We start from the raw sequence: 25,120 nt of genomic DNA, 5'->3' as shown, positions 1-25,120 counted from the left end.
AAAGTTGATAAATTTCCGCCCACTCTCGCACAGGGCCTCACGGGGCTTTAAGTCGCAGATACAGGGGCGTCGCCAAGCGGTAAGGCAGCAGGTTTTGATCCTGCCATGCGTTGGTTCGAATCCAGCCGCCCCTGCCATATTCCTGATGCTCATTCAGTTGCAACTCAGTCGGCAGCTTGAGAATGATCATGAAAAAACGCCAGTCCGAATCGGTCTGGCGTTTTTTTTGTCCGCGACAAAACCCTCCGTTGCCCATCCTTTGTCCCCTCCTGCGGCCACCGATAATGGCCATTACGATCCCCTTTTGGCCAACGCCACGCTATGAAGCGTGCAGTCTGTCAGCAAAAATCGGAACCAGGCTGCCGACCCGGCGCCCCTCGAATCCATAACCAGAATCTTTGATCTTCCTTGCCCTTGGCTGTTTGCGGGCCGCTGCCGTCTCAAAACATAAAAACCAGAGCTGACATTGGGGAACTGATCCATGGACACTATGAAACGCATTTTGGGCGCCACGGTGTGTGGGCTGACGTTGCTGGCCAGCGCCGTGCACGCCGAACAGCGCGAGTTGAGGGTGTACAACTGGGCGGACTACATCCTGCCGTCCGTGCCCAAGGACTTCGCCGCGCAAAGCGGCATCAAAGTCACCTGGGACACCTTCGACACCAACGAGTCCCTGGAAGCCAAGCTGCTGACTGGCAACTCCGGGTACGACCTGGTGGTGCCGTCGAACCAGTTCATCGAAACCCAAATCAAGGCCGGGGTGTTCCAGAAGCTCGACAAGTCCAAGCTGCCCAACTGGAAGCACCAGGACCCGGCACTGCTCAAGTTGCTGGACAAGAACGACCCCGGCAACCAGTACGGCGTGCCCTACATGTACGGCACCGTGTTGATCGGCTTCAACCCGGCCAAGGTCAAGGCTGCGTTGGGTGAGAACGCACCGGTGGACAGCTGGGATCTGGTGTTCAAGCCCGAGAACATGGAAAAGCTCAAGTCCTGCGGCGTGGCCATGCTCGACTCGCCGTCGGAAATCCTGCCCCTGGCCCTGCATTACCTGGGGCTGGACCCGAACAGCCAGAACCCGGACGACTACGAAAAAGCCAAGGCACTGATGCTGAAGATTCGGCCTTACGTCACCTACTTCAACTCCGCCAAGTACATGACCGACATCGCCAATGGCGACATTTGCGTGGCCATCGGTTACTCCGGCAGCTTCTACCAGTTCGGCAATCGCGCCAAAGAAGCGGGCAACGGCGTGGTCGTGGATTGGCGCCTGCCGAAGGAGGGGGCGCCAATCTGGTTCGATACCTTCGCCATTCCCAAAAGCGCGAAGAACGTCGAAGAAGCCCACGCGTTTCTCAACAATTTGCTGGACCCGAAAGTCATCGCCCCCATTAGTGACTTCCTGGGGTATCCGAACGCCAACAAGGATTCGCTTGCCCTGATCAACAAGGACATCACCGGCAACCCCGACCTGACGCCGACCCCCGACGCCCTGAAGACCCTCTATGTCGTGCAGCCGTTGCCGCAGAAGCTGGAGCGGGTGCGCACCCGGGTCTGGACCAGCATCAAGTCGGACAAGTAGCCGATCCACGGTGGGAGCGGGGCGGGGCGCTCCCACCTCGGCCCGTCGCTTGCGGCAACCCGACCCTAGAACGTGCAGACGGCATCGGAAAACACCACCCGGCCAAACTGCGCATTCGCATCCAGGGGGGTGATGGCCAGCAATTGGTCCAGGCGAATCTCCTGTTGAGCGTCATCCGTCTGCAGCAGGATGAACTCTTCCTTCTCGCTCGAGGTGCGCGTGGTCAGTGCCTTGGCCACCAGGCGTGCGCCGTCCTTCAACTCGATGTCCAGTCGATAACCGCGCATGCAGGCGATTTCGAGATAGTCATAGAGGTCGCAACTCATGGGCTGGTATTCGTTCATGTCGATTCTCCTGGCAACGCAGCGGTTCGATTGAGCATAGACAGGGCGAGTCAGTAACGATAACGCGTGTGGTCTGGAAAAACGCGGCGTACTGGAGTCCATCGCCAGCAGGCTGGCTCTACAGGACTGTGCCGTGAGATAGACTCACCCCGGGTCTTCTGAAGGCAGGAGTGACACGCGTGGCAGGATTGCAATGGATTCGCTGATCACCGCCGCGGCGCAGGCGCTGGCGGCGGGTGACCCGCTTGGTGCGCTGGACCGTGTGGCATTGCGCGAGGATGCACCGGCGCTGGCGCTGCGTGGTATCGCCATGGCGCAACTGGGCGATCTGGCGCGTGCCAGGGCACTGGTGCGCAGGGCGGCGCGGGCCTTCGGGCCGAAAGAGGCGGTGGCGCGGGCGCGCTGCGTGGTCGCTGAGGCCGAGATCGCGCTGGCCTCGCGGGAGCTTGGCTGGCCGGTGAAGGCGCTCGACGCCGCGCGGGTCACGCTGGTGGCCCACGGCGATTCCGTCAACGCGGCCCATGCGCGCTATCTGCAGATCCGCCGCTTGCTGCTGATCGGACAGCTCGATGAGGCGCAGGCATTGCTCACGGACCTCGATCCGGCAATCCTGCCTCCCGCATTGCGGGCCACCCATGAACTGGTGGTGGCGGGAATTGCGATGCGCTGTCTGCGTTCCCAAGCGGCACGGGCGGCGCTCGTCAGGGCCGAACTCGCCGCCCGCCAGTCCGGCATTCCCGCGCTGTGCGCTGAAGTCGACAGCGCGGCACTTTTGCTCAACAGTCCCGCCGCGTGCTTAATCTCCCAAGGCGAACCACGACCCCTGTTGCTCGACGAAGTGCAAGCGCTGCTGGCCTCGACATCGTTGGTGGTCGACGGCTGCCGCTCTGTCGTGCGCAGCGCGGGCATGTCGGTTTCCCTGGCCACGCGTCCGATCCTCTTCACCCTGCTGCGAACCCTCGCCGAAGCCTGGCCGGCGGACGTGTCGCGGGAAACACTGATCGCCAAGGCCTTTCGCCTGAAGCTCAGCGATGAATCCCACCGGGCCCGTTTGCGCGTGGAAATCGGCCGCCTGCGCGCGGCACTGAAACCCCTCGCCAGCGTGACCGCCAGCAAACGCGGATTTGCCCTGGTCCCCCAGGTTTCAACCGATGTGGTGTTGCTCATGCCACCGGTCGAAGCGCGACATGCCGCGGTGTTCGCCTTGCTCGCCGACGGTGAGGCCTGGTCGAGCTCGGCCCTGGCACTGGCGTTGGGCAACAGCCAGCGCAGCGTGCAACGGGCACTCGACACACTGGCGACGGCGGGCAAGGTGCAGTCGTTTGGTCACGGCCGGGCACGGCGCTGGGTGACTGCGCCGGTGCCCGGTTTCGCGACGACCTTGTTACTCCCCGGTCCGCCGCCCGGTGGCTAGGATGAACGCCACAACCCCTAGCGAGGAACACCCTCATGAAACAGTCAGCCGCCGAAATCCTCCGTGAATATGGTCCCTTTGCCGATGTCGATAAGGTGCACGGCCTGACCTGGGACGGCCGGCAGGTATGGTTTGCCAGCGGAGAAAAGATCAATGCCCTCAACCCCGACACCGGCAAGACCCTGCGCTCGATCGACGTTGCCGCCCACGCCGGCACCGCCTTCGACGGTGAGCACCTGTTCCAGATTGCCGAGGACCGCATCCAGAAAATCGACCCGCATACCGGCCGGATACTCGGCACCATCCCGGCCCCCGGTGGCGGCAATGACTCAGGCCTGACCTGGGCCGAAGGCACCCTGTGGGTGGGGCAGTATCAGGCGCGGAAAATCCATCAGATCGACCCCGAGAACGGCGCGATTCTGCGCACCATCGAGTCCAACCGGTTTGTCACCGGCGTGACCTGGGTTGAAGGCGACCTGTGGCATGGCACCTGGGAAGCCGAAGAGAGCGAACTGCGCCGCATCGATCCGCACTCGGGCGAGGTTCTGGAAAGCCTGAAGATGCCGGCCGGTATCGGCGTGTCGGGGCTTGAGTCCGATGGTGGCGAGCGGTTCTTTTGCGGCGGTGGCATGAGCGGGAAGGTGAGGGTGGTGCGCCGGCCTTCCTGACATTTTCGTCTACGAGTCGGGCTTGGTGATCCTGGGAAAAGATCATCAAGCCCGAGTTCGGCTATCAGCACTCAGCATCCCGCTGTCCTGAAAATGTACGGCTGTGTACAGGTCGTGTACGCCATGGATTCCGAGGTGTACAGTTGAGCGCAATTCTCAGGTAAAGGCGCCAGCCAAGATGTCGCAGACAGGAAAGGGGAAAACCAAGGCTCAGGATGCAGGATGGCGGGGTTCGGTCGATGGCTGGCTGGACGCCGCCTATGATGCGTTGAAGGAGTCCGGTGTCGATGCGGTGCGGGTGATGCCGCTGGCCAAGCGCCTGAATTTGTCGCGCACCAGCTTCTATTGGTTCTACGAAGATCGCGAGCAATTGCTGGCGGCACTGCTGGCCCGCTGGCGGGACAAGAACAGTGGCGGCCTGGTCGGGCAGTGCGAGAGTTATGCCGAGAGCATTTGCGAAGCGATCCTCAACGTCTTCGAGTGCTGGTTGAACCCCGAGCTGTTCGACTCGCAATTTGAATTCGCCGTGCGCAGCTGGGCGCTGCAATCGGCGGAGGTCACCGCCGAAATTGCCCTGGCCGATGAGGCGCGCATCAATGCCCTGACCGCGATGTTTCGCCGGTTCGGCTATGAAGCCGAGGCCGCCGACGCGAGGGCCAGGACGATCTACCTGACGCAGATCGGCTACATCTCGATGAAAACCAGCGAGGACATCGTGGTGCGTTTTCGCCGCATCCCGCAGTACGTCACCGTGTTTACCGGCAAGGCACCGAAGCGGCGTGAACTGGATCGTTTCTTCGGCAAATTCGGTTACGCGGAAAAAGAGCCCGGCGTGTTCGGTCCGCTGGTTGAAACCACCGAGGAACCGGCAGCCGATGAACAATAGAACCCTGGGCATCATTGGCGGTACCGGCTGGCTGGGCCGCGCGATCGCCGAGGCGCTGCTCGATAGCGGTTTCATCGAGCCTGCCGCGCTGCTCATTTCCAACCGCTCGGGCCGCAGCACGCTGCGACCGGACGTGCGGGTGCTGGCCGATAACCAACAGTTGGTGGCGCTCAGCGATGTGCTGGTGTTGTCGATTCGTCCGGAGCAGTTTCGTGAACTGCGGATCGACGCCAGCGGCAAACAGGTGATTTCCCTCATGGCCGGGATCCCGGCCGCCGTCATCAGCGCCGCCACCGGTGCGCAAACGGTGGTGCGGGCCATGCCGAATGCGGCCGTGGAGATCAGGCAGTCGTACACCCCTTGGTACAGCACTGGCGTGCTTGGCGACATGGATCGTCAGTGGCTGCAGCAGTTGTTCGAATGCGTGGGCGCGGCGGATGAAGTGCCGAACGAAGACTGCATTGATTACCTCAGTGCGTTGTCCGGCACCGGGCCGGCGTTTCCCGCCTTGCTGCACCAGGCGCTGGCCAGTCAGGCCGAGGCGGCGGGTATTCCCCACCACATCGCCCAGCGTGCCGCCCGAGGCGTGGTGGTCGGAGGCGGGCAGATGCTTGCCAGTCGTGATCCGCTGCAAATGATCGAAGCACTGATGGCTTACCGTGGCGTGACGGCGGCGGCCTTGCAGTCGATGAGCGAACAGGGCATTGATGCCATCGTCGGTCGGGCCTTGCAGGCCGGCGCGGAGGTTGCGCGGCGGGGGATGTAGCGAACTCCGATAAAGGTTCTGTGGCGAGGGAGCAAGCTCCCTCGCCACAAGTGAATCGCAGGATCAGAGCTCCTTCACCAGCCGCAACGCATCGTAGATCGCCGCGTGGGTGTTGCGCGCGGCCACGGCGTCACCAATCCGGAACAGCTGGAATTGCCCCTGGGGATTGGTCACGATGTTTTGCGCCTTGCCGGCGATGAGGTCGTGCTGTTCCACCGCGCCGCCGTTGCTCGAATGCGGGCGAAGCTCGAAGTACAGATCGTCCAGGGGCAAGGTGCCGTGGTTGACCACCACCTGATCGACGATGCGCTGCTTGTGCACCTGGCCGTAATCGCTGCCGAAGGTCACGAGCAGGCGACCATCGCGTTTCTCGACCGTCTCGACGCGGTAAGTCACGGTGAAGGTGACGTCCAGATCCTGCAGGCTGCGCATGTAGGGCACCAGGTTCATGGCCATGACTTCCGGTGCGAACGAACGGTCAGGCGTCACGATCTCCACGGTCGCGCCGCTTTTGGCGATGACTTCGGCCGCCTGCAACGCGGCATGGTCACCGGCATCGTCGAAGATCAATACATGGCGGCCGGGCTTGATGTCACCGGAAATGATGTCCCAGGTCGACACCACCAACTCGTTGCCCTGGGTCAGCACCTCGGTGTGGGGCAGGCCGCCGGTGGCGACAATCACCACATCCGGCTCGTGGGCCAATACCGTGTCGGCTTCGGCCCAGGTGTTGAAGTGGAACTTGACCCCCAGGCGCTCGCACTGGGCCATGCGCCAGTCGATGATGCCGATCATTTCGCGGCGTCGCTCATTGAGGGCCGTCAGGCGGATTTGCCCACCGGGTTGATCGGCGGCCTCCAGCACCGTCACGTCGTGCCCGCGTTCACCCGCGACCCGCGCCGCTTCCAGGCCCGCAGGGCCGCTGCCGATCACCAGGACTTTGCGCTTGACGGCAGCCTTGGGAATCTCGTGGGGCATGGTGGTTTCCCGGCCGGTCGCCGGGTTGTGGATGCAATAGGCCGCGCCGCCCTGATAGATGCGGTCCAGGCAGTAGTTGGCGCCCACGCAAGGGCGAATGTCGTCCTCACGCTTTTCGATGATCTTGCGCACGATGTGCGGGTCGGTCATGTGCGCCCGGGTCATGCCCACCATGTCGACCTTGCCCGAGGCAATCGCGTAGCGCGCAGTGGCCACGTCCGGAATCTTCGCGGCGTGGAAGGTCGGGAACCCGGTGGCCGAGCGAATTTCGCCGGCGAAATCCAGGTGCGGTGAATTACGCATGCCCTGGATCGGGATGACATCGGTCAAACCGGCGTCGGTATCGATGTGGCCGCGCACCACATTGAGGAAGTCCACCAGCCCGCTGTCCTTGAGCATGTGCGAAACCTGCATGCCTTCGCTGGCATTGAAGCCCCCCGGCAGTTGCTCGTCACCGGTGTAACGCACGCCGAGCAGGAAGTCTTCGCCCACCCGCTGGCGAATGCCCCGCAGGATGTCGAAGGTAAAACGCATGCGGTTTTCCAGCGAACCGCCGTAGGGGCCGTCGAGTTCGTTGGTCAGCGGTGACCAGAACTGGTCCATCAAATGCCCGTAGGCCTGCAGTTCCAGGCCATCCATGCCGGCCGCCTTCATGCGTTCGGCCGCGTCCACGTAGTCCTTGATGATCCGCTCGATGTCCCAGTCTTCCATTTTTTTCGGGAAGGACCGGTGCGCGGCCTCGCGGTGGTGGGAAGGCGACACCACGGGCAGCCAGTCGGCCTTGTCCCAGCGGGTGCGCCGGCCCAGGTGCGTCAACTGGATCATCACCGCCGCGCCGTGTTCATGGCATTCGTCGGTCAGGTGCTTGAGCCATCCGACCACTTCGTCCTTGTAGGCCAGCACGTTGTTGAACACCGGCGGACTGTCGCGCGAGACCGCCGCGGAGCCGGCGGTCATGGTCAGGGCAACACCGGCCTTGGCACGTTCGACGTGATAGGCGCGATACAGGTCCTTGGGCATGCCGTCCACCGGATAGGCCGGTTCGTGGGAGGTGGTGATGATGCGGTTTCTGAGGGTCAGGTGCTTGATCGTGTACGGCTGCAGCAAGGGATCGCTGGACATGGTGGTGCGCTCCAAAGTGGGCTTCATCAGGCTCGGCGACTTGAAATTAGGATAACTGTACAGGTGTGTCAATCCTTCATGACACAGGTGTACATTTTGCTTGCGCGGGATAAAAGTCGTGGATAAGATCGGCGCACAAGGAGAAGGGATCGGTCAAACCGACCTGCCGCGCAAGGCTGCATTTTTCACGACCGTAAGGCCGTTCAAATTAAGACAAACCTGCCAATAACAACCAAAACAGGAAGACGCTTGATGAACGCTCATTCGCCGTATCGAAAAACAATCTGTGCCGGATTGATCAGTGTTGCGCTCGCCGCCGGCGCTGCGCTGGCGCAAGCCGCGGAACCCGCGCCGGTGCGTATTGGCTGGGTCAACTGGTCGGACACCGAGATCACCGTCAAGCTGGCCACCACGGCCCTGGAGGACCATCTCAAGCAGCCGGTGAAACTGGTCATGGCCGACATCGGCATCCAGTTCCAGGCGTTGGCCAACGGCAATATCGACCTGATCCCGATGGTCTGGCTGCCGAGCACCCACAAGGCCTTCTACGACAAGTACAAGGACAGACTCGAAGACCTCGGCGTGCTCTATGAAGGGCGGATCGGCATGGCCGTGCCCACCTCGATACCGGCCAGCGAGGTGGCCAGCGTCGAGGACCTGAACAAGCCCGAAGTCAGGGCGAAATTCGACGGCAAGATCCTCACCTCAGAGGTGGGCAATGGCCAATACAAGCTCACGGTCAAAGCCATCGACGAATACAAGCTCGACGGCTACAAACTGGTGGCGTCCTCGGAAACCGGCATGCTCAACGAGCTCGATCGCAACCTCAAGCGGGACAAATGGTCATTGGTCAATGCCTGGAGCCCGCACTGGATGTTCTCCAAATGGTCGCTGCGTTACCTGGATGACCCCAAGCAGATCTTCGGTGGCGCCGAGCAGATCCACGCCATGGCCCGCAAGGGTTTCAGCCAGGAGTACCCGGAAGTGGCGTACTTCTTCGCCCACTACTCGATTCCCCGGGCCGACCTGGAAGCGCTGATGATGCAGTCGCGGCAGAGTTCTCCCGACAAGGTCGTCGCCGACTACTACGCCGCCAACAAGCCGCGCTTCGAAGCGATGTTCGAGGGCAGCGAGCAGCGGGTCAGCAGTCGGCAGCCTTGAGCAAGCCGGCTCCCATGCCTCTTTACGGCGCCCCAAACACCATCGTCCAGTAAACCCCCTCGTCACTGCGCGCGTCCGTCGCATAGGCCGCGCCGACCTGGGTGAACATCGGGTTCATCAGGTGGGCGCAATGGCCTTGCTGTGGCCTTGCGCCGCCGCGCCCAGGCTGGCGTTCCAGGACAGTGGCCGAGCAGCGGCAGCGCTGGCGCCCGCAGAGGCGTGGTTTCGCGCGGGCAGCATTGACCTGCGCCCTTGGTTCACAGGGCTGGAGAGCATTTTTGCGTTGGGGGAGGAGCATCCGACGGTCGTAGCGAGTGAAGTTTTTTTGCCTGCACGGGGATCAGACAGCCTGGGTATCGGGGTTTTGCGCGGTTCCGGTGGGTCTGAGCTTGAAGCGGCAGACATGACCGCCTCGGACCATGCATTCGCTGTGATCGACCTCACCGCCGCCCAGCACCCCGATCAATTCCAGGTCCAGCTCGCAAACGACCGGGTGTGCAGCGGCCAACCGATGGAATACGCAGTTATGCGCGACGATTTCCTGTTCGCCGGATGAGCGAAAAAACACCTCGGCTTCATAACCCGCCTGGTTCATGTGCTGCACGATCGTTGATTCATCAACCACGTGCTGCTCACGGTCCCGGGCCAGTTTGCGGCCCAGGCTGCGCATCAACGCAGCCAGAGCCTCGGGGCCGATGAGGTCGGCCACTTCATCGATCAGCACGCTGGCCAGCATCTGGTACTGGCGGGGGAATTGCTCTTTGGCATAGTCAGTGAGCCGATACAGCTGCTCGGGCCGTCGTCCCGTCGGGCGGGTTGCTCCGCGCCGCACCAGGCCGTCACGCTCCAGCGCCGCCAGGTGTTGGCGAATCGCTGTGCGGGTGACCGCCAGATGCTCAGCCAGCTCGTCAATGCTCATGCCGTCCCCATGGTGCAGCAGCGCATTGAGCAGGTCCTGCTGTGTTCGGCCCAGTCCTTCCAGCATGGTGCGTCCTCGTTCGGCATCAGAACTTGTCGGGGAATTGCTTGACCAGTGCGGCGGTCAACGCGTCGGCCAACGCCAGGATATGGCTGCGCATCATCTGCCAGGTCCGCGCTTCGCCGGCGTAATCGTGCGCGGCAAACTCATCGATCTGGGCGATGTGGTGCCCGCCATGGGCAGACAGCATATTCACCAGCGTGGCTTCGGGCAGATTGGGGTTGGCGGACGCCAGGAACGCCGCGATGGCCTTGGCATTGCCGGTCAACTCGGCCACGGCGGCTTGCTTGCCCTTGGCGTCTTTGCCCACCGTGGCGTCGCTGTAGTGTTTCACCGCGCCCCAATGACCGGCAAGCAACTTGAGCAGCTGATCGGCGGCTGGCTGGCCATAGAGCGGGGCGATGCTGTTGGCGATTTTGCTCGCGTTATCGACGACCTGGTCAGCCGCGATTTTGGCTTGTGCGTGGTCGGCGGCCTGATTGGCGAGCGCGTAGTTCCTGATCCAGAAAACATGCTCGACCCACAGGTCGCGCAGGGCCAGGCGCGTGGTCAGCGCGGGGCTTTCGGCAGCGGCTGCCGAGGTGGCAGGCATTTGGCTCCAGACCGGTGGCGCGCAGAAAGCCAACAGGATCAGAGCCAGGATTTTGATATTCATGACGGCACCCTCGTGTGGTGGGATCGTTCGACAATATCAATATAGACATAAAAATATGTTTTTATTGGGCCAAGGTGAAACCTCGGATCAACGGTCGTTAAACCTTCAGTCGCTACAAACCCTCTCCCAAGGCCTTGAGGTACTCCGGGCTGTCGCTGATCGAATTGTGCCCCGTGCCGGCAATCACCTGCATTGACGCCACGCCCTGGGCGAAATGGCTGTAGAGCCGCCGGGTGCTCGGGCCTGGCACCACTTCGTCGTGCTCGGCTGCGATCAGCCGCGTCGGCACCTTGATGCGCTCGGCATAGCGCCACGACTCGAATTTGTCCTTCAACAGCCACTTCACCGGAAACCAGCGGAACTGGCGGGCGGCGAGGCCCTCAAGGCTGTTGTAGGGCGTGATCAGCACCAGCCGCGCTGCCGGGCGTTGGCTGGCCAGGCGCACGGCCACCCCCGAACCGAGGCTGCGCCCGACCACCGCGACATGCCCATGGCTGGCGTGCACGTTGTCGAACAAGGCCAGGGCGTCGCGGGCAATGGCTTCTTCCGAGGGCGAGCCGGTGCTGCCGCCGTAGCCTCGGTAATGCAGCAAATACAGGGCGTAATCGGGGAACGCCTGGCTGAACTCCGGCAGGCTGCGCGAGACGTCCTCGGCGTTGCCGCCAAAATAGATCAGCGCGTTGGGGCCGTCGTGAGGCCGGACGGAGACCTGCAACTGCGCGTCGTCGACGGGCAGGGTGAGCAGTGAGGCGGCGGTCCCGACAGCGTGGGGTTGCGGGTAGTAGATCAGCGCGCGTTGAAACACATACAGCGCCGCGCAGAGCATCAGGTACAACACGGCCAGGACGACGACAAGCAGCATCAGGTTGTGTGACATTCGACTAACGTTAGTGGACGGCATCGATGGCTCGGGGGTGAACACGGCTACGCTGGATCGCTGCCAGAGTGTAGTCAATCACCAGCGGGGCACGCCGGCCGTCTGCCGAGGTCATGCTCAATGCACCAACCCGAGGGGTTCACCCGCAGGAAAATACTCACGCTGGCTGCCGGAGCCTCGGCGGTCTTCACGTTCGGTCCGGCCGCCGCGCCCTCTGCGCCGTCGACGGGAACAGGAGGCAAGACCATGCAGACCCGTGCCATTCCTTCGAGCGCCGAAGCACTGCCCATCGTCGGGCTGGGCACTTATCGCGGCTTTGACGTTGCCCCGGCCGATGCCGCCTACAAGCAACTGCCCGCGGTGCTGCGTGCACTGTTCGAGAAGGGCGGGACGCTGATCGACAGCTCGCCGATGTACGGTCGCGCTGAACAGACCACGGGCGAGTTGCTGTCGATTCACGAACCCCGTTCACCGGCGTTCCTGGCGACCAAGGTGTGGACCCGTGGCCGCGAAGAGGGCATCGCGCAGATGGAGCAGTCCTTTGCGTTGTTGCAGACCGACCGCATCGACCTGATGCAGATCCACAACCTGCTGGACTGGCAAATCCACCTGCCGACCTTGCGGCACTGGAAGGAACAAGGGCGCATTCGTTATATCGGCATCACCCATTACACCCCGTCGGCGTATGACGAAGTGGAGGCCGTGCTGAAAGCCGAGCCACTGGATTTCCTGCAGATCAACTATGCGCTGGACGATCGCGGCGTCGAGAAACGCATCCTGCCGCTGTGTCGCGAACGCGGGGTGGCGGTGATCTGCAATCGGCCGTTCGGTGGCGGGAACCTGCTCAACCGGCTCAAAGACAGACCCTTGCCTGGTTGGGCCGCGCAAGTCGGGGTCAAGAGCTGGCCGCAACTGGCGCTGAAGTTCCTGTTGTCCCATTCGGCGGTGACCTGCGTCATCCCCGGCACCGGCAACCCGCGCTACATGGCCGAAAACGCCGGGGCCGGCTTCGGTCCGACACTCACCGATGCGCAGCGTCATCAGTTGATAGCCCTGGTGGAGTAGCGGGCGGCGCGCCCTCGAACCTCTCCTATACTGTTCGCGTCAACCGTCTTCCCCATGCCGTTGGAACCGCAGTCGACCCTCTGACGGCTTCTCCATCCAACACTGCAAGGAGTTCGAAAATGTCCATCCGCATTGGCGACGAAGCACCGGATTTCACCGCCGAAACCACCGAAGGCACGATCAACTTCCACCAATGGATTGGCAATGGTTGGGCCATCCTGTTTTCCCATCCGAAGGATTTCACCCCGGTCTGCACCACCGAGCTGGGCTACCTGGCCAAGCTCAAGCCGGAGTTCGACAAGCGCAACACCAAGGTCCTCGGACTGAGCATCGACCCGGTGAGCGACCACAACAAGTGGGTCGGTGACATCGAGGAAACCCAGGGCACTGCGGTCAACTATCCGTTGATCGGTGACGAAAACCTCGTGGTGGCCAAGCTCTACGACATGATCCACCCGAACGCCAGTGGCGGTTCGCGCACGGCGGTGGACAACGCCACGGTGCGTTCGGTGTTCATTGTCGGCCCGGACAAGAAGGTCAAGGCCATGCTGGTCTACCCGATGAGCGCCGGGCGCAATTTCGACGAAGTGCTGCGGCTGCTCGACGCGCTGCAACTCAATGCCAAGCACACCGTGGCCACCCCGGTGAACTGGCGTCCGGGTGAAGACGTGATCATCCCCACATCGGTTTCCGACGAGGATGCGAAGAAGAAATACCCGGACGGTTTCAAAACCCTGAAGCCCTATTTGCGCACCGTGGCGCAACCGAAGTAACCGACTCGACAGCAGCGTCACCCCGAAGCGGGTCTTCGGGGTGACCGATGGTCGGTACGACCTCTTTCGACACGCTCTTCAGAAACCGGCTATCCGGTCGATACAGCCTCAAGGACATGAGCTATTTCGAAGGGAGCGTGAAGATGAGCCAATTGCGTAGTTGCATCGCCATGGGGCTGCTGGTCAGCCTGAGTGGAACCTGTTTCGCCTCGACAGGGGTTATCGCCTTCCGCGGAGCCATTGTGGAGCCGCCTTGCCCGGTTTCGACGTCGGCCGAAGGGTTCGCCTTGCACGGTTGTTCTCTCGGGGCCGCAGGCCAGGACGGCAGTGCACGCAAGGTGCAGCCACTGCAATCTGTGCGCTCAATCGACGGTTCGACCGCCCAGGTCAAGCTGATCGGCGAAAACAGGGAAGAGGGTGGCGTGCTCCGTCAGCAGTACGCCTTGGTGGACGGCAATTGCCGGGCGCTGACCTCGGGCAATTACGTGGTGACCCTGACTTACCCCTGATCCTTATCGCTGCGACAACGCCTGGACCAGATAGCGGTTAGGGATTGAGCCCGCGATTCTCATGCACCACCACCACACTCCCGACCTCGCCGTAATGCTGTTCATTTAAGAGATATTGCGAACAATCAGTAACCTGTGGCGAGGGAGCTCGCTCCCGCTGGGGCGTGCTGGTGGGTACGGACTTAATGAGGCGGCAAACATGGCCTTTGCAGGAGACGCGAACCCTGTGGGAGCGGGCTTGCCCGCGATGATGGCGGCACATCCGGCATCGACGTGTCAGGCATGCCGCTATCGCGGGCAAGCCCGCTCCCACAATGCGTGCGGCGAAAGTGGCGCGTTCATTTCAGACACTGCGCCCCGACTTTCGCCACCTGCGCATCCTGCTCGGCCTTGACCCCGGACACCCCGACGGCACCAATCACCTGGCCGTCGACCATGATCGGCACGCCGCCCTCCAGGGACGTCAGCAAGGGCGCCGAGAGGAAGGCATGGCGCCCGCCGTTGACCATGTCTTCATAGCCCTTGGATTCGCGCCGGCCCAAGGCCGAGGTGCGGGCTTTTTCGGTGGCGATGTAGGCGCTGATGGGCGAGGCGCCGTCGAGGCGTTCAAGGGCCAGCGGATGGCCGCCGTCATCGACTACCGCAATGGTCACCGGCCATTGGTTGTTCTGCGCCTCCTGTCGGGCGGCAGCGAGGATTTGGCCGACTTCGGCCTGACTCAGCACGGCTTTGCTTTTCATGGGGTTCTCCAGGGCTCATTAAGGCAGGGCGGCTTCGACCAGTTCGATCCAGTGCCGGACAGGGGTGCGACCGGCGCCATCAAGGTGCGACTGACAGCCGATGTTGGCAGTGACGATCACCTCGGGATAACCGCTTTCCAGTGCATTCATCTTGTTATCGCGCAGTTGCCGCGCCAGTTCCGGTTGGGTCAGCGAGTAAGTACCCGCCGAGCCGCAGCACAAGTGGCCGTCGGGCACGGTCGTCAAATTGAAACCCAGGCGTATCAGCAGCGCTTCCACCGCGCCACCGAGCTTTTGCGCGTGTTGCAACGTACACGGGCAATGGAAGGCCAGGCGCTGGGCGCTGTGTATCCCCAGTTGCTCAAGGGGTTCGTCACGCAACACTTCGATCAGGTCCCTGGCCAGCGCGCTGACGGTTCTGGCCTTCTCGGCATAGACCGGGTCGCTGCGCAGCAGATGGCCGTAGTCCTTGATAAACGCACCGCAGCCGCTGGCGGTTTGCACGATGGCCTCGGCGCCTTTTTCGATGCTCGGCCACCAGGCGTCGATGTTGTGCCGGGCGCGATCCAGGCCCGCGGCCTGCGCGTCGAGGTGATAGTCCACGGCGCCGCAGCAACCGGCCTCGCGACTCGGCGTGACGCTGATTCCCAAGCGATCCAGGACCCTCGCGGCGGCCACGTTGGTGTTGGGTGAGAGACTCGGTTGGACGCAGCCTTCGAGCATCAGCACCTGTCGCGTATGACGGGTGATGGGGCGCGGTTTGCTCGGCGCAGTGCTGCGCGGCAGTTTGCTTTGCAGAGTGCCGGGCAGCAGCGCGCGAAACACCTGGCCGCCGCTGACCACGCCCTTGAACAGGTGCGCATGGGGCACCAGCGTGCGCAAACCCTCGCGCAACAAGCGCTGGCCGACCGGACGCGGCACCGCCGCGTCGACCACGGCGCGGCCAATGTCCAGCAGGTTGTGGTAGTCGACCCCGGATGGGCAGGTGGTTTCGCAATTACGGCAGGACAGGCAACGGTCCAGGTGTTGCTGGGTCTTTTGCGTGACCTCATTGCCCTCCAGCACCTGTTTGATCAGGTAGATGCGCCCGCGTGGGCCATCCAGTTCATCACCGAGCAGTTGATAGGTCGGGCAGGTGGCATTGCAGAAGCCGCAGTGCACACAGGTGCGCAGGATGCCGTCGGCTTCTTCGGCTCGGGGCAGTTGACGGGCGCTGTCGCTCAACGTGGTCTGCATGGCTCAAAGCTCCGCGTACAGGCGACCGGGGTTGAAGATGCCCCGGGGATCGAGTTGCTGCTTGAGGCGCTGATGCAAACGCATCAAGGCACCGGGCAGCGGCTGGAAGGGGCTGTCGGTGAGCCCGTGGCTGTAGCAGGTGACATGGCCGCCGACCTCAGCGACGACCTGGCGAATGAACGCCGCGTCGGCGTCGGACTTGAGCCAGCGCTGGGCGCCGCCCCAATCGATCAACTGGCGGCCGGGCAACGACAGTTTCGACGTGTTGTTCGGCAGCGACAGGCGCCACAGGGGCTGGTCTTCATCGAAGAAACTCAAGCGTTGTTCATTGAGGTCGGCCCAGTACGAGGCGTCCAGCAACTCCCCGCCCAAGCGGTCGTGGGCGGCCGCCACCGACCCTTCGCCGCCCTCGAGCCGCAAGTGCAAGCGCTGGCCGTCATGGCACGCGGCACTGATCGGCAACGGTTGCTGGCCCCATTCCCCGAGGCGCATCAGGGCGCGGTCGCTGTCCATTTCCAGGCTGATGCTCAAGGCTTTTCGGGGTTTGGGCAGGACTTTGAGCGAGACTTCGGTGATCACGCCCAGGGTGCCGTAGCTGCCGGCCATCAGGCGCGACAGGTCGTAACCGGCGACGTTTTTCATGACTTCGCCGCCAAAGCGCAAATGCTTGCCGTGGCCGGTGATCACCCGGGTGCCGAGCACGAAATCCCTCACCGAACCGGACCAGGGCCGACGTGGCCCCGACAGGCCACAAGCAATCATGCCGCCCACGGTGGCGCCATCGCCAAAGGCGGGAGGCTCGCATGGCAACATCTGCTGCGCGGCATCCAGTACTTGCGACAGCTCGGCCAATGGCGTGCCACCGCGAGCGGTGATCACCAGTTCGGTCGGGTCGTAACTGACGATGCCCCGGTGCGAGCGGGTGTCGAGTATTTCACCCGCGGTCACCCGTCCCAGAAAGGCTTTGCTGTTGGAACCCTGGATGCGCAGGGGCGTGGCGTTTTGCAGCGCCTGATTGACCTGCTCCAGCAGCAGGCCGCTGTCATCGAAATCGCCCGCGCCTTGCATCAGAAGCGCTCCAGGTCGGGGAAGGGCAACTGTCCGCCATGCACGTGCATGGCACCGAATTCGGCGCAGCGGTGCAGGGTCGGAATATTCTTGCCGGGGTTGAGCAGGCCGCTGGGGTCGAATGCTGTTTTGATTGCATGAAACAGGGTCAGTTCATCGCTGTTGAACTGCACGCACATCTGATTGATTTTCTCGCGACCGACACCGTGTTCCCCGGTGATGCTGCCGCCGACCTTCACGCACAGCTCCAGAATCTTGCCACCCAGAGCCTCGGCGCGATCGAGTTCGCCCGGTTGATTGGCATCGAACAGGATCAGCGGGTGCATGTTGCCGTCGCCGGCATGGAACACATTAGCCACCCGCAGGCCGTACTCCGTCGATAGCGCGGCGATGGCGTGCAACACGCCAGGCAGTTCGCGGCGGGGAATCGTCCCGTCCATGCAGTAATAGTCCGGCGACAGGCGACCTACCGCCGGGAAGGCATTCTTGCGCCCGGCCCAGAAACGCACGCGCTCGGCCTCGTCCCTGGCCTGGCGTACTTCGGTGGCACCGGCTTGTTCCAGCACTTCACGCACACGATTGCAGTCGTCGTGGACGTCGGCCTCAACGCCGTCGAGTTCGCACAGCAGGATGGCCTGGGCATCGACCGGGTAGCCGGCGTGGATGAAGTCTTCGGCGGCGCGGATGGCCAGGTTGTCCATCATCTCCAGGCCTCCGGGGATGATGCCGGCGGCAATGATGTCGCCGACGGCGCGGCCGGCTTTCTCAACGGCATCGAACGCTGCCAGCAGCACTTTCGCGGTTTGGGGTTTGGGCAGCAGTTTGACCGTGACTTCGGTGATCACCCCGAGCATGCCTTCGGAACCGGTGAACAGGGCCAGCAAATCAAGACCGGGCGAGTCCAGCGCGTTCGAGCCCAGGCTCAGGTATTCGCCGTCGACGGTAAGGATGTCGACCTTCAGCACGTTGTGCACGGTCAGGCCGTATTTCAGGCAATGCACGCCGCCCGCGTTTTCGGCGACGTTACCGCCGATCGAACAGGCGATTTGCGAGGAAGGGTCCGGCGCGTAGTACAGGCCGTAGGGCGCGGCGGCCTGGGAGATGGCCAGGTTGCGTACGCCGGGCTGGACCCGCGCGGTGCGCGCAGCGGGGTCGATGTGCAGAATCTGATTGAAGCGCACCATCACCAGCAGCACGCCCTTTTCCAGTGGCAAGGCGCCTCCGGACAAACCCGTGCCGGCACCACGGGCGACCACCGGCACCTGACGCTCATGACACAGGCGCAGCACGCCCTGAACTTGCGCAATGTCTCGGGGCAACACCACCAGCATCGGCGTCGTGCGGTAGGCCGACAGCCCGTCGCATTCGTACGGTTTGAGTTCTTCCTGCTGATGCAGCACTTCCAGGTCTGGCCACTGCGTGCGCAGAGCCTGCAACAACCCGGCCTTGTCCACGTCCGGCAGCACGCCGTCGACGCGTTCATCGTAGAGAATGTTCATGGTCGCTTTACGATACTCCCTTCGTGAAAAGCCCGGACGATTGCCCGGGCATTTCGAGGCTGGCCAGGACCTGGGGCGATCAATGGCCGCCCACCACCAGGTGGCTGAACGGCGCCACATAGGCCTGCAACGTCACCAGCCCGCCGACCAGGATCGCCAGGATGATCGAGTGGAAGAACACGTAGCGCAGGATTTCCCCTTCATGGCCGTACCAGCGGGTGGCGGTGGAGGCGACCACGATCGACTGGGCATCGACCATCTTGCCCATGACCCCGCCGGAACTGTTGGCGGCGGCCATCAACACCGGGCTGAGGCCCAGTTGCTCGGACGTGACCCGTTGCAAGCCGCCGAACAGCACGTTGGACGCCGTGTCCGAGCCGGTCAGGGCGACGCCGAGCCAGCCGAGCAGGGTGCCGAACATCGGATAGAAAATCCCCGTCGCGGCGAACGCCAGGCCCATGGTGGCGTCCAGTCCCGAATAACGCGTGAGAAAGCCGAGGGCGAGCATGGCGGTGATGGTGATCAGCGAATAGCGCACCACCCACAGTGTTCGCAGGTATTGGCTGATCAGCTGCGGGATGGAGTAACCCATCAGCAATCCGCCGAGAATCGCCGCGAGCAGGATGCCGCTGCCGGTGGCGGTGAACCAGGTGAACTTGTACACCGCGTCCTCGGTTTTCGGCGCCGGCACCACCGGCGGCACCTTCTCGATTTGCTGGTGGATGGTGGTAAAGGTCAGGATCGGCGCGAATATCGGATTGGCCTCGGACAACGGTTTGCCCTGCGGGTCGAGCCTGGCCGAGTGGGTGGCCGGATCGATCGCCGGGCGCGTGTCGAACAGGTTCTTGAAGCCCTGGGTGCCCCAGGCGAAGACGAAGATGGTCAGGATGATCCATGGCATCCACGCACGCATCACCGCAGGTTTGGCATCGCTGGCAAAGGTCGCGTTCGGCTCGGCTTTGCTCTCATGCTCGGTATCGATTTTCGAATGGTCGACCCGTCCGGAAAGGGCGGCGGACGTATGCACCGTGGCCGGTTTCCAGACCTTGAGGAACGCGGTCAGGCAGGCCATGGAAATCAGCGCAGCGATCACATCCACCAGCATGGGCCCGTGATAGTTGGACACCAGGAACTGCGGCACGGCAAAGGTGACCCCGGCCACCAGGATCGCCGGCCAGATCTCCAGCATCTTGCGCCAACCGGCGAAGGCCCAGATCAGCCAGAACGGTACGATCACCGAGAAGAACGGCAGTTGCCGGCCGACCATCATCGACAGTTCCATTTCATCCAGCCCGGTGACCTTGGCCAGGGTGATGATCGGCGTGCCCAGGGCGCCGAAGGCCACCGGCGCGGTGTTGGCGATCAGCGCCAGGCCAGAGGCGGCCAAAGGTGAGAAGCCCAGACCGATCAGAATCGCCCCGGTCACCGCCACCGGGGTCCCGAAGCCGGCCGCCCCCTCGAAGAACGCGCCGAAGCAGAAGGCGATCAGCAACAATTGCAGGCGACGGTCGTCGGTGATTCTCGCCAGGGAATCCTGCAGCACTTTGAACGAGCCGTTCTCCGTGGTCAGCCGGTGCAGGAAGATGATGTTCAGCACAATCCAGCCAATCGGCAGCAGACCATTGGCGGCGCCGTACAACGCCGCCGACCCGGCCATGTTGGCGGGCATGCCGAAAGCGAAGATCGCGATCAGCAAGGCGGAGGTGAGGGCGAGCAGCGCCGCCAGGTGCGCCTTGACGTGAAAAAATGCCAGGGAGGCCAGCATCACCACCACCGGCACGGCCGCCATGAGGGTTGAAAGCACCGGGTTGTTGAACGGATCGTAGACCTGCTGCCAGACCATGTTCCACCTCTGCTTATTATTGTTGGGCGTGAAGACCCCTGAGGGGAGGTGGCTTTTAGTATAGGTGGCATTACGCCGCTGTCAGGGTGCGCCTCTGGTCCTGTGAATCAGCGCTGTTTGCCGGGTCTGAGCTAGCATGGCCAATAGGGTCCAAATCCAGTACGGGGAGGAATGCCGCAATGACTGAGCGCCATCTGGTCCACAAGGAAACGCTGTCCAATGGATGCAGCATCGAGGTCAAGGCCGAAATCCTCAGGGACGGCTCGCTGGGGATGTTCATCGGTGTTTACCGGCCGGACGGCACGGTCATTGACGAGAACCATGATCCCAAACCGCACATGATGGACATGGAGGCGGCGATGGATTGGGGCATCGATATTGCCAAGGGCATTGGCAATAGTCAGCGGACGTTGTAGGGGGGCCGCACAATTGCGTAGGACACAAAGCCCGCAGGAGCAGACTTGCCAGCGAAGGGGCATTCAATGACGCCAAAAGCTTCGCCGGCAAGCCAGCTCCTACAGGTCGTTGAGGGGCGATGGCCTCAAGGCCGTTGCAGCGTTGCGCCGGTCACTCCCGTCGCGTTGGCCTTGGGTTTGGAGAACTTCCACGCATCACCCGCCGGCGCCGTGCCCTTGTCGTAAGGCTTGCCCAGCAGCATGTAGACCAGCCCGGCGCCCATCACCACCAGCGTGGTCAGGATCATCGAGTAGTTGATGTACCACGCCGCGTCGGGCGAGCGCGGCCAGACCATGTTGATGATGGCGCACACACCGTAGACCAGCGCGGCCAGGTTCACCCACAGGCCCCAGGCGCCGAGGGTGAATTGACCGTTCGGGCGCCAGCCCTTGGCCCGGGCGATCAACGCGGCGACCACGATCAACTGGAAGGCCACGTAGATACCAATGGCCGCGAAGCCGACGATGGTGGCCACGGCATCGGCCATGAACAAACCCAGGCAGACAATCGCCGCGGGCACCAGGCCGCTGACCAGCAGGGCGAACGACGGCACATGGTTGGCCGACAGGCGCTTGAACAGCGAACTGCCGACGATCATTTCGTCGCGGGCGTAGGCGAACAACAGCCGGCTGGCCGCCGCTTGCAGGCTCAACACGCAGGAAATGAACGACACCATCACCACGGCCATGACCAGGCGCGATCCGACCGGACCGAAGGCGTTGGCCAGGATGGTGGCGACCGGGTCGGTGTCTTCACCGGCCAGGACCTTGGCCATGTCCGGCACCGAGAGGATCAGCGCCAGGCAGGCGAACATCGCCGCCGCACCACCGATGTAGATGGTCATGCGCATGGCTTTGGGAATGCGCTTGCCCGGGTTGGGCGTTTCTTCGGCGACATCGCCGCAGGCCTCGAAGCCGTAGTACTGGAACAGGCCGGCCAACGACGCCGCGAGGAACGCCGGCAGGTACGAACCATTCACCTCGAGGTTGAAGGTGTTGAACAGCACGCTGAGCGGCTGATGACGCTCGAAGATCAGCAGGTAGCCGCCGACCAGAATCGCGCCGACCAACTCGCACATAAAGCCGAACATCGCCACCCGCGCCAACAGTTTGGTGCCCACCAGGTTCAATGCGGTGGAGAGCAGGATGATCGCCAGGGCGATGAGGATGTTGGCCTCGGGACCGGGCTTGAAGCCGAGCAGGATAGCCAGATACGGCCCGGCACCCACCGCGACCCCGGCGATGGTCGCGCACAAGGCCCAGGCATACACCCAGCCGACCATCCACGCCCAGCGTTTGCCCACCAACCGGCGGGCCCAGGGGTACACCCCCCCGGAAATCGGGAATTGCGACACCACCTCACCGAAAATCAGGCACACCAGCATCTGTCCGGCGCCGATCAGCAGGTAGGACCAGAACATTGGCGGGCCGCCAGCGGCCAGGCACAAACCGAACAGGGTATAGACGCCGACGACCGGCGACAGGTAGGTAAAACCCAGGGAAAAGTTCTCCCACAGGCTCATGCTGCGATTGAAGTCCGAACTGTAGCCGAGGGCGCGGAGCTGTTCCGCATCCTGATCGGCGCTGACGCTTGCACGCGCGTTAGGTGAGCCACTCATGTTATTTCCTCATTATCAATGGCAGTGATTAAGGCTGGCGGGCGGGGCCGCTCTTGCTCCTGTGGAGCTTGTTGTTCTGTTCGCTGCACATCCGACCCGTGGGAGCCGGCTTGCCAGCGATGGCGTTTTCATGGACGCCTTTGCCGGCAAGCCGGGCTCCTGCGAAGGGCGGTTGCGATTCAAGCCTGCTGCTTCACTTCGCTGTCGCGCCCGTCGTCGTACTGCGAAAGCCACTCGACCGCCGCGTCGCGGTAGCGACTGAAGCCCTTGTAGTCGACCAGTTGCTGGTTCAGGTCGCGCAGCACCCGATGCATGCGTCGGGCCCAGGCCGGGTTGGTGGCGATGTCTTCGAGGCTGAGCAGGTAGGTGCGGATCGGGAAGACGATGGCGTTGCTGCGCGGCAAGCGATGCAGGGGCTGCAACTCGATGCGCAGGTAAACCAGCTTGCCGGCGTTCTGCGCGGTCACGAGGGTCCGGTCCGGCGCCCATTCCGGCAGGCTTTCGGCCGAGACTTCGAGGCGTGGGTTGACCGTCAGCGACCAGTTCAGGCGGCGAACCGGATGCCCGGTGCGCAGGCGCAACAGGAACTTCAGCGCCCGGTCGAGCATGCCGATTTCCTTCACCAGCGGCACCGGGCCGTGGAACTCTTCCCAGCTCATGCCGAGGTTGAATCGCAGGGAATAATCGGCGCGCTGGGTAGCGATGCCCGCGCCCCAGTACAGCGTGCCGTCGCGCTCCTCCTGCAATACCCAGTCGCCCTGGGCCTGGCGGGTCACGTACTCCATCGGCTCGTAGGGCAGGGTGGCCGGATCGCCGAAGGTGAAGCGGTCGTCGATGTCCAGCAGGCGGTTGGTCCAGTGCCACTGGCGGCCTTCACGCTCCAGGCTGAAGTACTGCGGGTAGTCCCGGGCGTAGGATTCCATGATCAGCTCCAGCAAGTCCCACTGCGCTTCCATCATGTGCGGCGCCGAGACGTAATGCATGCCGGGGTCTTTCTCCAGGGTGATCGCCCGGTCACGGCATTCGCTGATGTAGTGCTCGTCGATATCGAATGCGGCGCGAAACGCACCGTCACCCACCGAGACATGGGGCTCGAGGTTCATCGAGTACATGTAGTCGTCATCGGGGAACGGGAAGGGCGCGCGGGCGATGGTTTCCGGGCTGTTGGCGAAGGTGTAGTCGTCGCGGTAGGTTTCGTCGGGATTGAATTGGATATTCATTGTTTTTTCTCCGTCGATCAGAGGTCGATGACCAGGCGATTGCACTTGGCGCGAGATACGCAGGGCATGATTTTCTTGCAGCTGGTTTTGTCCTCGTCGGACAGCCAGTCATCGGTGTGCAGCAGCTCGCCGTCGAGCTCCAGCACCTCGGTTTCGCAGTGACCACAGGCACCGCCGCGGCACAGGTAGGGCATGCTGTACCCGGCCGCTTCCACGGCTTCGAGCATGGTCTGGTCGGGCGAAACCTCGATGGTCGCGCCGCTGCGGCCGAGGGTGAAACTGAAGGCCTCGCCGCCGCTGCTCTGCTCCAGGAATCGTTCAAAGTGCACGTGGCTGTCGGTCCAGCCCAGGTCACGGGCAACGGCCAGGGTGGCATCGATCATGCTGTCCGGGCCGCACGCGTAAACGTGGCTGCCGAGCGGGCGATCAGCCAGTACCTGGCCGATGTCCATGCGCGCTTCGATGCCTTTGCGGTACAGGTGCACCTGCTCGCCATAGGTCGCCCGCAACTCTTTGCCGAGCCGCGCATGTTCTTCGCCGCGCACTGCGTAGTGCAGCTCGAACGGCACCTTGCTCAGGCGCAGCTCTTCCAGTTGGGAAATCACCGGGGTAATGCCGACGCCACCAGCGATGAACAGATGCAGGCGTGCCTGTTTGATCAGCGGGAACAGGTTGACCGGCGGCGTGACTTCGATCAGATCGCCTTCCTTGACGCTGTCGTGCAGGGCCACCGAACCGCCGCGACCGCTCTCTACCCGACGCACGGCAATCTGGTAGCTGCTGGTGTCGTAGGGCGAACTCAGCAGCGAGTAAGGGTTGCGCAAGGTGTTGCGGCCATTGGCGATCAGCACCACCACATGACTGCCACCGGAGAACGCCGGCAGGTGCTCGCCGGTCGGTGAGACCAGGGTAAAGCGCTTGATTTCCGGGGTCACCGCTTCGATTCGGGCCACGCGCAGATTCAAAGTCCCAGTGTTCTGGCTCATGTGTCGAGCTCCTCGGCGGGCGGCAGTTCGCCCGGTACTTCGGCATCGGCCTTGACCGCCTGAAACGCGGCCAGCCGCCGGGAATAGTGGTCGCGCACCACCAGCGTCAGACTGCAACCAGGGCAGTCGTAGACGCGTTGGGTGACGTTTTCGGTGTAGGTGTCGCAGTGCACGCACCAGACCCGGCGCACCAGCGTGCCGGAGTGTTCGCGCAGTACTTCATCTCGATTGAGGTCAAAGCGAGTGGCCACTTGCATGGCGCTGCCCAGGAAACTTTCGGATCCGGCCAGGTAAAGTCGAGTGCCCATGCGCGCATCGAAGAGCAGGTCGTTCAGGGCGTCGATCAACGCCTGGTTACTGGCGAACAGCTCCAATTGATGGCCTGGGTGCTGCTGTAACCGGGCGAGAAAGTCCTGGCCGGAAAAGGACTCCCGGGAGTACAGCAAAGTAATGGGCCGGTCCAGCCCGGCCATCTCGTCGAGCAGGCGCAACATGGCGCGCCCGCCACTGCCTTGCCCTGCAATGATGTGCCGCGTACCGCCCGGCAGCGGTTGCAGCCGGTCATAGACTGGCCGGCTTTTGATCCCGGTGATCAGCATTCTTGTTATTCCTCCTGACTATCGGCTCGGCTGTTGAAAGCCGGCTGTGATGCAAAGCCCAACGACGGTGGGTTGC

24 protein-coding genes, 1 tRNA gene and 1 pseudogene are annotated in these 25,120 nt (G+C 62.9%); 11 read left to right on the top strand and 15 right to left on the bottom strand.

Features of this window, described 5'->3' with window-relative positions; all coding sequences use genetic code 11:
* The first annotated feature begins 62 nt into the window (after positions 1 to 62).
* Together ACGJAX_RS24850 and ACGJAX_RS24845 are read left to right on the top strand one after the other, a co-directional pair.
* Positions 63 to 137, top strand: a tRNA-Gln gene (locus ACGJAX_RS24850).
* 344 nt (positions 138 to 481) lie between these two features.
* Complete coding sequence (locus ACGJAX_RS24845) at positions 482 to 1,582, top strand: extracellular solute-binding protein (RefSeq protein ID WP_390956518.1); 1,101 nt, start codon at positions 482 to 484, stop codon at positions 1,580 to 1,582.
* 65 nt (positions 1,583 to 1,647) lie between these two features.
* Here the strand turns inward: ACGJAX_RS24845 and ACGJAX_RS24840 are convergent, their stop codons facing one another.
* Positions 1,648 to 1,926 (bottom strand): Rho-binding antiterminator, encoded by a 279-nt coding sequence (locus ACGJAX_RS24840; protein WP_090323329.1) that lies wholly within the window; start codon positions 1,924 to 1,926, stop codon positions 1,648 to 1,650.
* Between the two features lie 193 nt (positions 1,927 to 2,119).
* Here ACGJAX_RS24840 and ACGJAX_RS24835 point away from each other — a divergent pair, with 193 nt between their 5' ends.
* The 4 genes from ACGJAX_RS24835 (at position 2,120) to ACGJAX_RS24820 (ending at position 5,660) form a co-directional block, all read left to right on the top strand.
* Positions 2,120 to 3,340 carry a helix-turn-helix domain-containing protein gene (locus ACGJAX_RS24835; RefSeq protein ID WP_390956517.1) on the top strand — a complete coding sequence of 407 codons (1,221 nt, stop codon included), beginning with the start codon at positions 2,120 to 2,122 and terminating at the stop codon, positions 3,338 to 3,340.
* A gap of 35 nt (positions 3,341 to 3,375) precedes the next feature.
* A complete protein-coding gene (locus ACGJAX_RS24830) occupies positions 3,376 to 4,008 on the top strand; it encodes a glutamine cyclotransferase (RefSeq protein WP_390956516.1) in 633 nt (210 codons plus the stop codon).
* Positions 4,009 to 4,186: 178 nt separating this feature from the next.
* Positions 4,187 to 4,894 carry a TetR family transcriptional regulator gene (locus ACGJAX_RS24825; RefSeq protein WP_390956515.1) on the top strand — a complete coding sequence of 236 codons (708 nt, stop codon included), beginning with the start codon at positions 4,187 to 4,189 and terminating at the stop codon, positions 4,892 to 4,894.
* On the top strand, positions 4,884 to 5,660 hold the full coding sequence (locus ACGJAX_RS24820) for a pyrroline-5-carboxylate reductase (protein ID WP_390956514.1): 777 nt from the start codon (positions 4,884 to 4,886) through the stop codon (positions 5,658 to 5,660). Before ACGJAX_RS24825 ends, ACGJAX_RS24820 begins: the two co-directional genes overlap by 11 nt.
* A gap of 63 nt (positions 5,661 to 5,723) precedes the next feature.
* Here ACGJAX_RS24820 and ACGJAX_RS24815 read toward each other — a convergent pair whose 3' ends face one another.
* Positions 5,724 to 7,760, bottom strand: a complete 2,037-nt coding sequence (locus ACGJAX_RS24815) for an FAD-dependent oxidoreductase (RefSeq protein ID WP_390956513.1) — start codon at positions 7,758 to 7,760, stop codon at positions 5,724 to 5,726.
* Positions 7,761 to 8,012: 252 nt separating this feature from the next.
* Between ACGJAX_RS24815 and ACGJAX_RS24810 the strand changes: the two genes are divergently transcribed.
* Positions 8,013 to 8,921, top strand: a complete 909-nt coding sequence (locus tag ACGJAX_RS24810) for a glycine betaine ABC transporter substrate-binding protein (protein ID WP_390956512.1) — start codon at positions 8,013 to 8,015, stop codon at positions 8,919 to 8,921.
* Positions 8,922 to 8,943: 22 nt separating this feature from the next.
* Here ACGJAX_RS24810 and ACGJAX_RS24805 read toward each other — a convergent pair.
* The 4 genes and pseudogenes from ACGJAX_RS24805 to ACGJAX_RS24790 all read right to left on the bottom strand — a co-directional run.
* A pseudogene (locus ACGJAX_RS24805) lies at positions 8,944 to 9,171 on the bottom strand (CAP domain-containing protein); the annotation flags it as partial.
* 90 nt (positions 9,172 to 9,261) lie between these two features.
* Positions 9,262 to 9,906 carry a MarR family transcriptional regulator gene (locus ACGJAX_RS24800; protein WP_390956511.1) on the bottom strand — a complete coding sequence of 215 codons (645 nt, stop codon included), beginning with the start codon at positions 9,904 to 9,906 and terminating at the stop codon, positions 9,262 to 9,264.
* A 19-nt stretch (positions 9,907 to 9,925) separates the two neighbouring features.
* Complete coding sequence (locus tag ACGJAX_RS24795; RefSeq protein ID WP_390956510.1) at positions 9,926 to 10,555, bottom strand: hypothetical protein; 630 nt, start codon at positions 10,553 to 10,555, stop codon at positions 9,926 to 9,928.
* 112 nt (positions 10,556 to 10,667) lie between these two features.
* Entirely contained in the window at positions 10,668 to 11,456 is a 789-nt protein-coding gene (locus ACGJAX_RS24790; protein WP_390956509.1) for an alpha/beta fold hydrolase, read from the bottom strand.
* Positions 11,457 to 11,552: 96 nt separating this feature from the next.
* On the opposite strand from ACGJAX_RS24790, the gene ACGJAX_RS24785 reads away from it, so the two are divergent.
* From ACGJAX_RS24785 to ACGJAX_RS24775, 3 genes are all read left to right on the top strand, one after another.
* Positions 11,553 to 12,497, top strand: coding sequence for an aldo/keto reductase (locus tag ACGJAX_RS24785; protein ID WP_390956508.1), 945 nt, complete (start codon positions 11,553 to 11,555; stop codon positions 12,495 to 12,497).
* Positions 12,498 to 12,616: 119 nt separating this feature from the next.
* Complete coding sequence (locus ACGJAX_RS24780; RefSeq protein WP_090320045.1) at positions 12,617 to 13,270, top strand: peroxiredoxin; 654 nt, start codon at positions 12,617 to 12,619, stop codon at positions 13,268 to 13,270.
* A 143-nt stretch (positions 13,271 to 13,413) separates the two neighbouring features.
* Positions 13,414 to 13,779, top strand: a complete 366-nt coding sequence (locus ACGJAX_RS24775) for a type 1 fimbrial protein (RefSeq protein ID WP_390956507.1) — start codon at positions 13,414 to 13,416, stop codon at positions 13,777 to 13,779.
* Between the two features lie 338 nt (positions 13,780 to 14,117).
* Here ACGJAX_RS24775 and ACGJAX_RS24770 read toward each other — a convergent pair whose 3' ends face one another.
* The 5 genes from ACGJAX_RS24770 to ACGJAX_RS24750 all read right to left on the bottom strand — a co-directional run bounded on the left by ACGJAX_RS24770 (position 14,118) and on the right by ACGJAX_RS24750 (position 20,165).
* A complete protein-coding gene (locus ACGJAX_RS24770; protein ID WP_390956506.1) occupies positions 14,118 to 14,519 on the bottom strand; it encodes a heme-binding protein in 402 nt (133 codons plus the stop codon).
* A gap of 18 nt (positions 14,520 to 14,537) precedes the next feature.
* Positions 14,538 to 15,755, bottom strand: coding sequence for a glycolate oxidase subunit GlcF (gene glcF, locus ACGJAX_RS24765; protein ID WP_248915177.1), 1,218 nt, complete (start codon positions 15,753 to 15,755; stop codon positions 14,538 to 14,540).
* A 3-nt stretch (positions 15,756 to 15,758) separates the two neighbouring features.
* The gene (glcE, locus tag ACGJAX_RS24760) at positions 15,759 to 16,823 is read right to left on the bottom strand and encodes a glycolate oxidase subunit GlcE (RefSeq protein ID WP_390956505.1); all 1,065 of its coding nucleotides are present in this window, start codon (positions 16,821 to 16,823) and stop codon (positions 15,759 to 15,761) included.
* A complete protein-coding gene (glcD, locus tag ACGJAX_RS24755; RefSeq protein WP_390956504.1) occupies positions 16,823 to 18,322 on the bottom strand; it encodes a glycolate oxidase subunit GlcD in 1,500 nt (499 codons plus the stop codon). The genes glcE and glcD overlap by 1 nt, the downstream gene beginning before the upstream one ends.
* A gap of 79 nt (positions 18,323 to 18,401) precedes the next feature.
* Positions 18,402 to 20,165 (bottom strand): lactate permease LctP family transporter, encoded by a 1,764-nt coding sequence (locus ACGJAX_RS24750; RefSeq protein ID WP_390956503.1) that lies wholly within the window; start codon positions 20,163 to 20,165, stop codon positions 18,402 to 18,404.
* 179 nt (positions 20,166 to 20,344) lie between these two features.
* Here ACGJAX_RS24750 and ACGJAX_RS24745 point away from each other — a divergent pair, with 179 nt between their 5' ends.
* Positions 20,345 to 20,581 (top strand): hypothetical protein, encoded by a 237-nt coding sequence (locus ACGJAX_RS24745; protein WP_090320064.1) that lies wholly within the window; start codon positions 20,345 to 20,347, stop codon positions 20,579 to 20,581.
* Positions 20,582 to 20,706: 125 nt separating this feature from the next.
* Here the strand turns inward: ACGJAX_RS24745 and ACGJAX_RS24740 are convergent, their stop codons facing one another.
* The 4 genes from ACGJAX_RS24740 to ACGJAX_RS24725 form a co-directional block, all read right to left on the bottom strand.
* Complete coding sequence (locus ACGJAX_RS24740; protein WP_390956502.1) at positions 20,707 to 22,239, bottom strand: amino acid permease; 1,533 nt, start codon at positions 22,237 to 22,239, stop codon at positions 20,707 to 20,709.
* 179 nt (positions 22,240 to 22,418) lie between these two features.
* Positions 22,419 to 23,459 carry a DUF3445 domain-containing protein gene (locus ACGJAX_RS24735; protein ID WP_090320072.1) on the bottom strand — a complete coding sequence of 347 codons (1,041 nt, stop codon included), beginning with the start codon at positions 23,457 to 23,459 and terminating at the stop codon, positions 22,419 to 22,421.
* Between the two features lie 17 nt (positions 23,460 to 23,476).
* On the bottom strand, positions 23,477 to 24,445 hold the full coding sequence (locus ACGJAX_RS24730) for a 2Fe-2S iron-sulfur cluster-binding protein (protein WP_390956501.1): 969 nt from the start codon (positions 24,443 to 24,445) through the stop codon (positions 23,477 to 23,479).
* Complete coding sequence (locus tag ACGJAX_RS24725; protein WP_248915170.1) at positions 24,442 to 25,044, bottom strand: dimethylamine monooxygenase subunit DmmA family protein; 603 nt, start codon at positions 25,042 to 25,044, stop codon at positions 24,442 to 24,444. Before ACGJAX_RS24725 ends, ACGJAX_RS24730 begins: the two co-directional genes overlap by 4 nt.
* Between the last annotated feature and the right edge of the window lie 76 nt (positions 25,045 to 25,120).

Origin of the sequence: Pseudomonas moorei (assembly GCF_042846945.1) — a bacterium.
Taxonomy (GTDB): Bacteria; Pseudomonadota; Gammaproteobacteria; order Pseudomonadales; family Pseudomonadaceae; genus Aquipseudomonas; species Aquipseudomonas moorei.
This window is presented reverse-complemented; position numbering and strand designations above follow the sequence as displayed.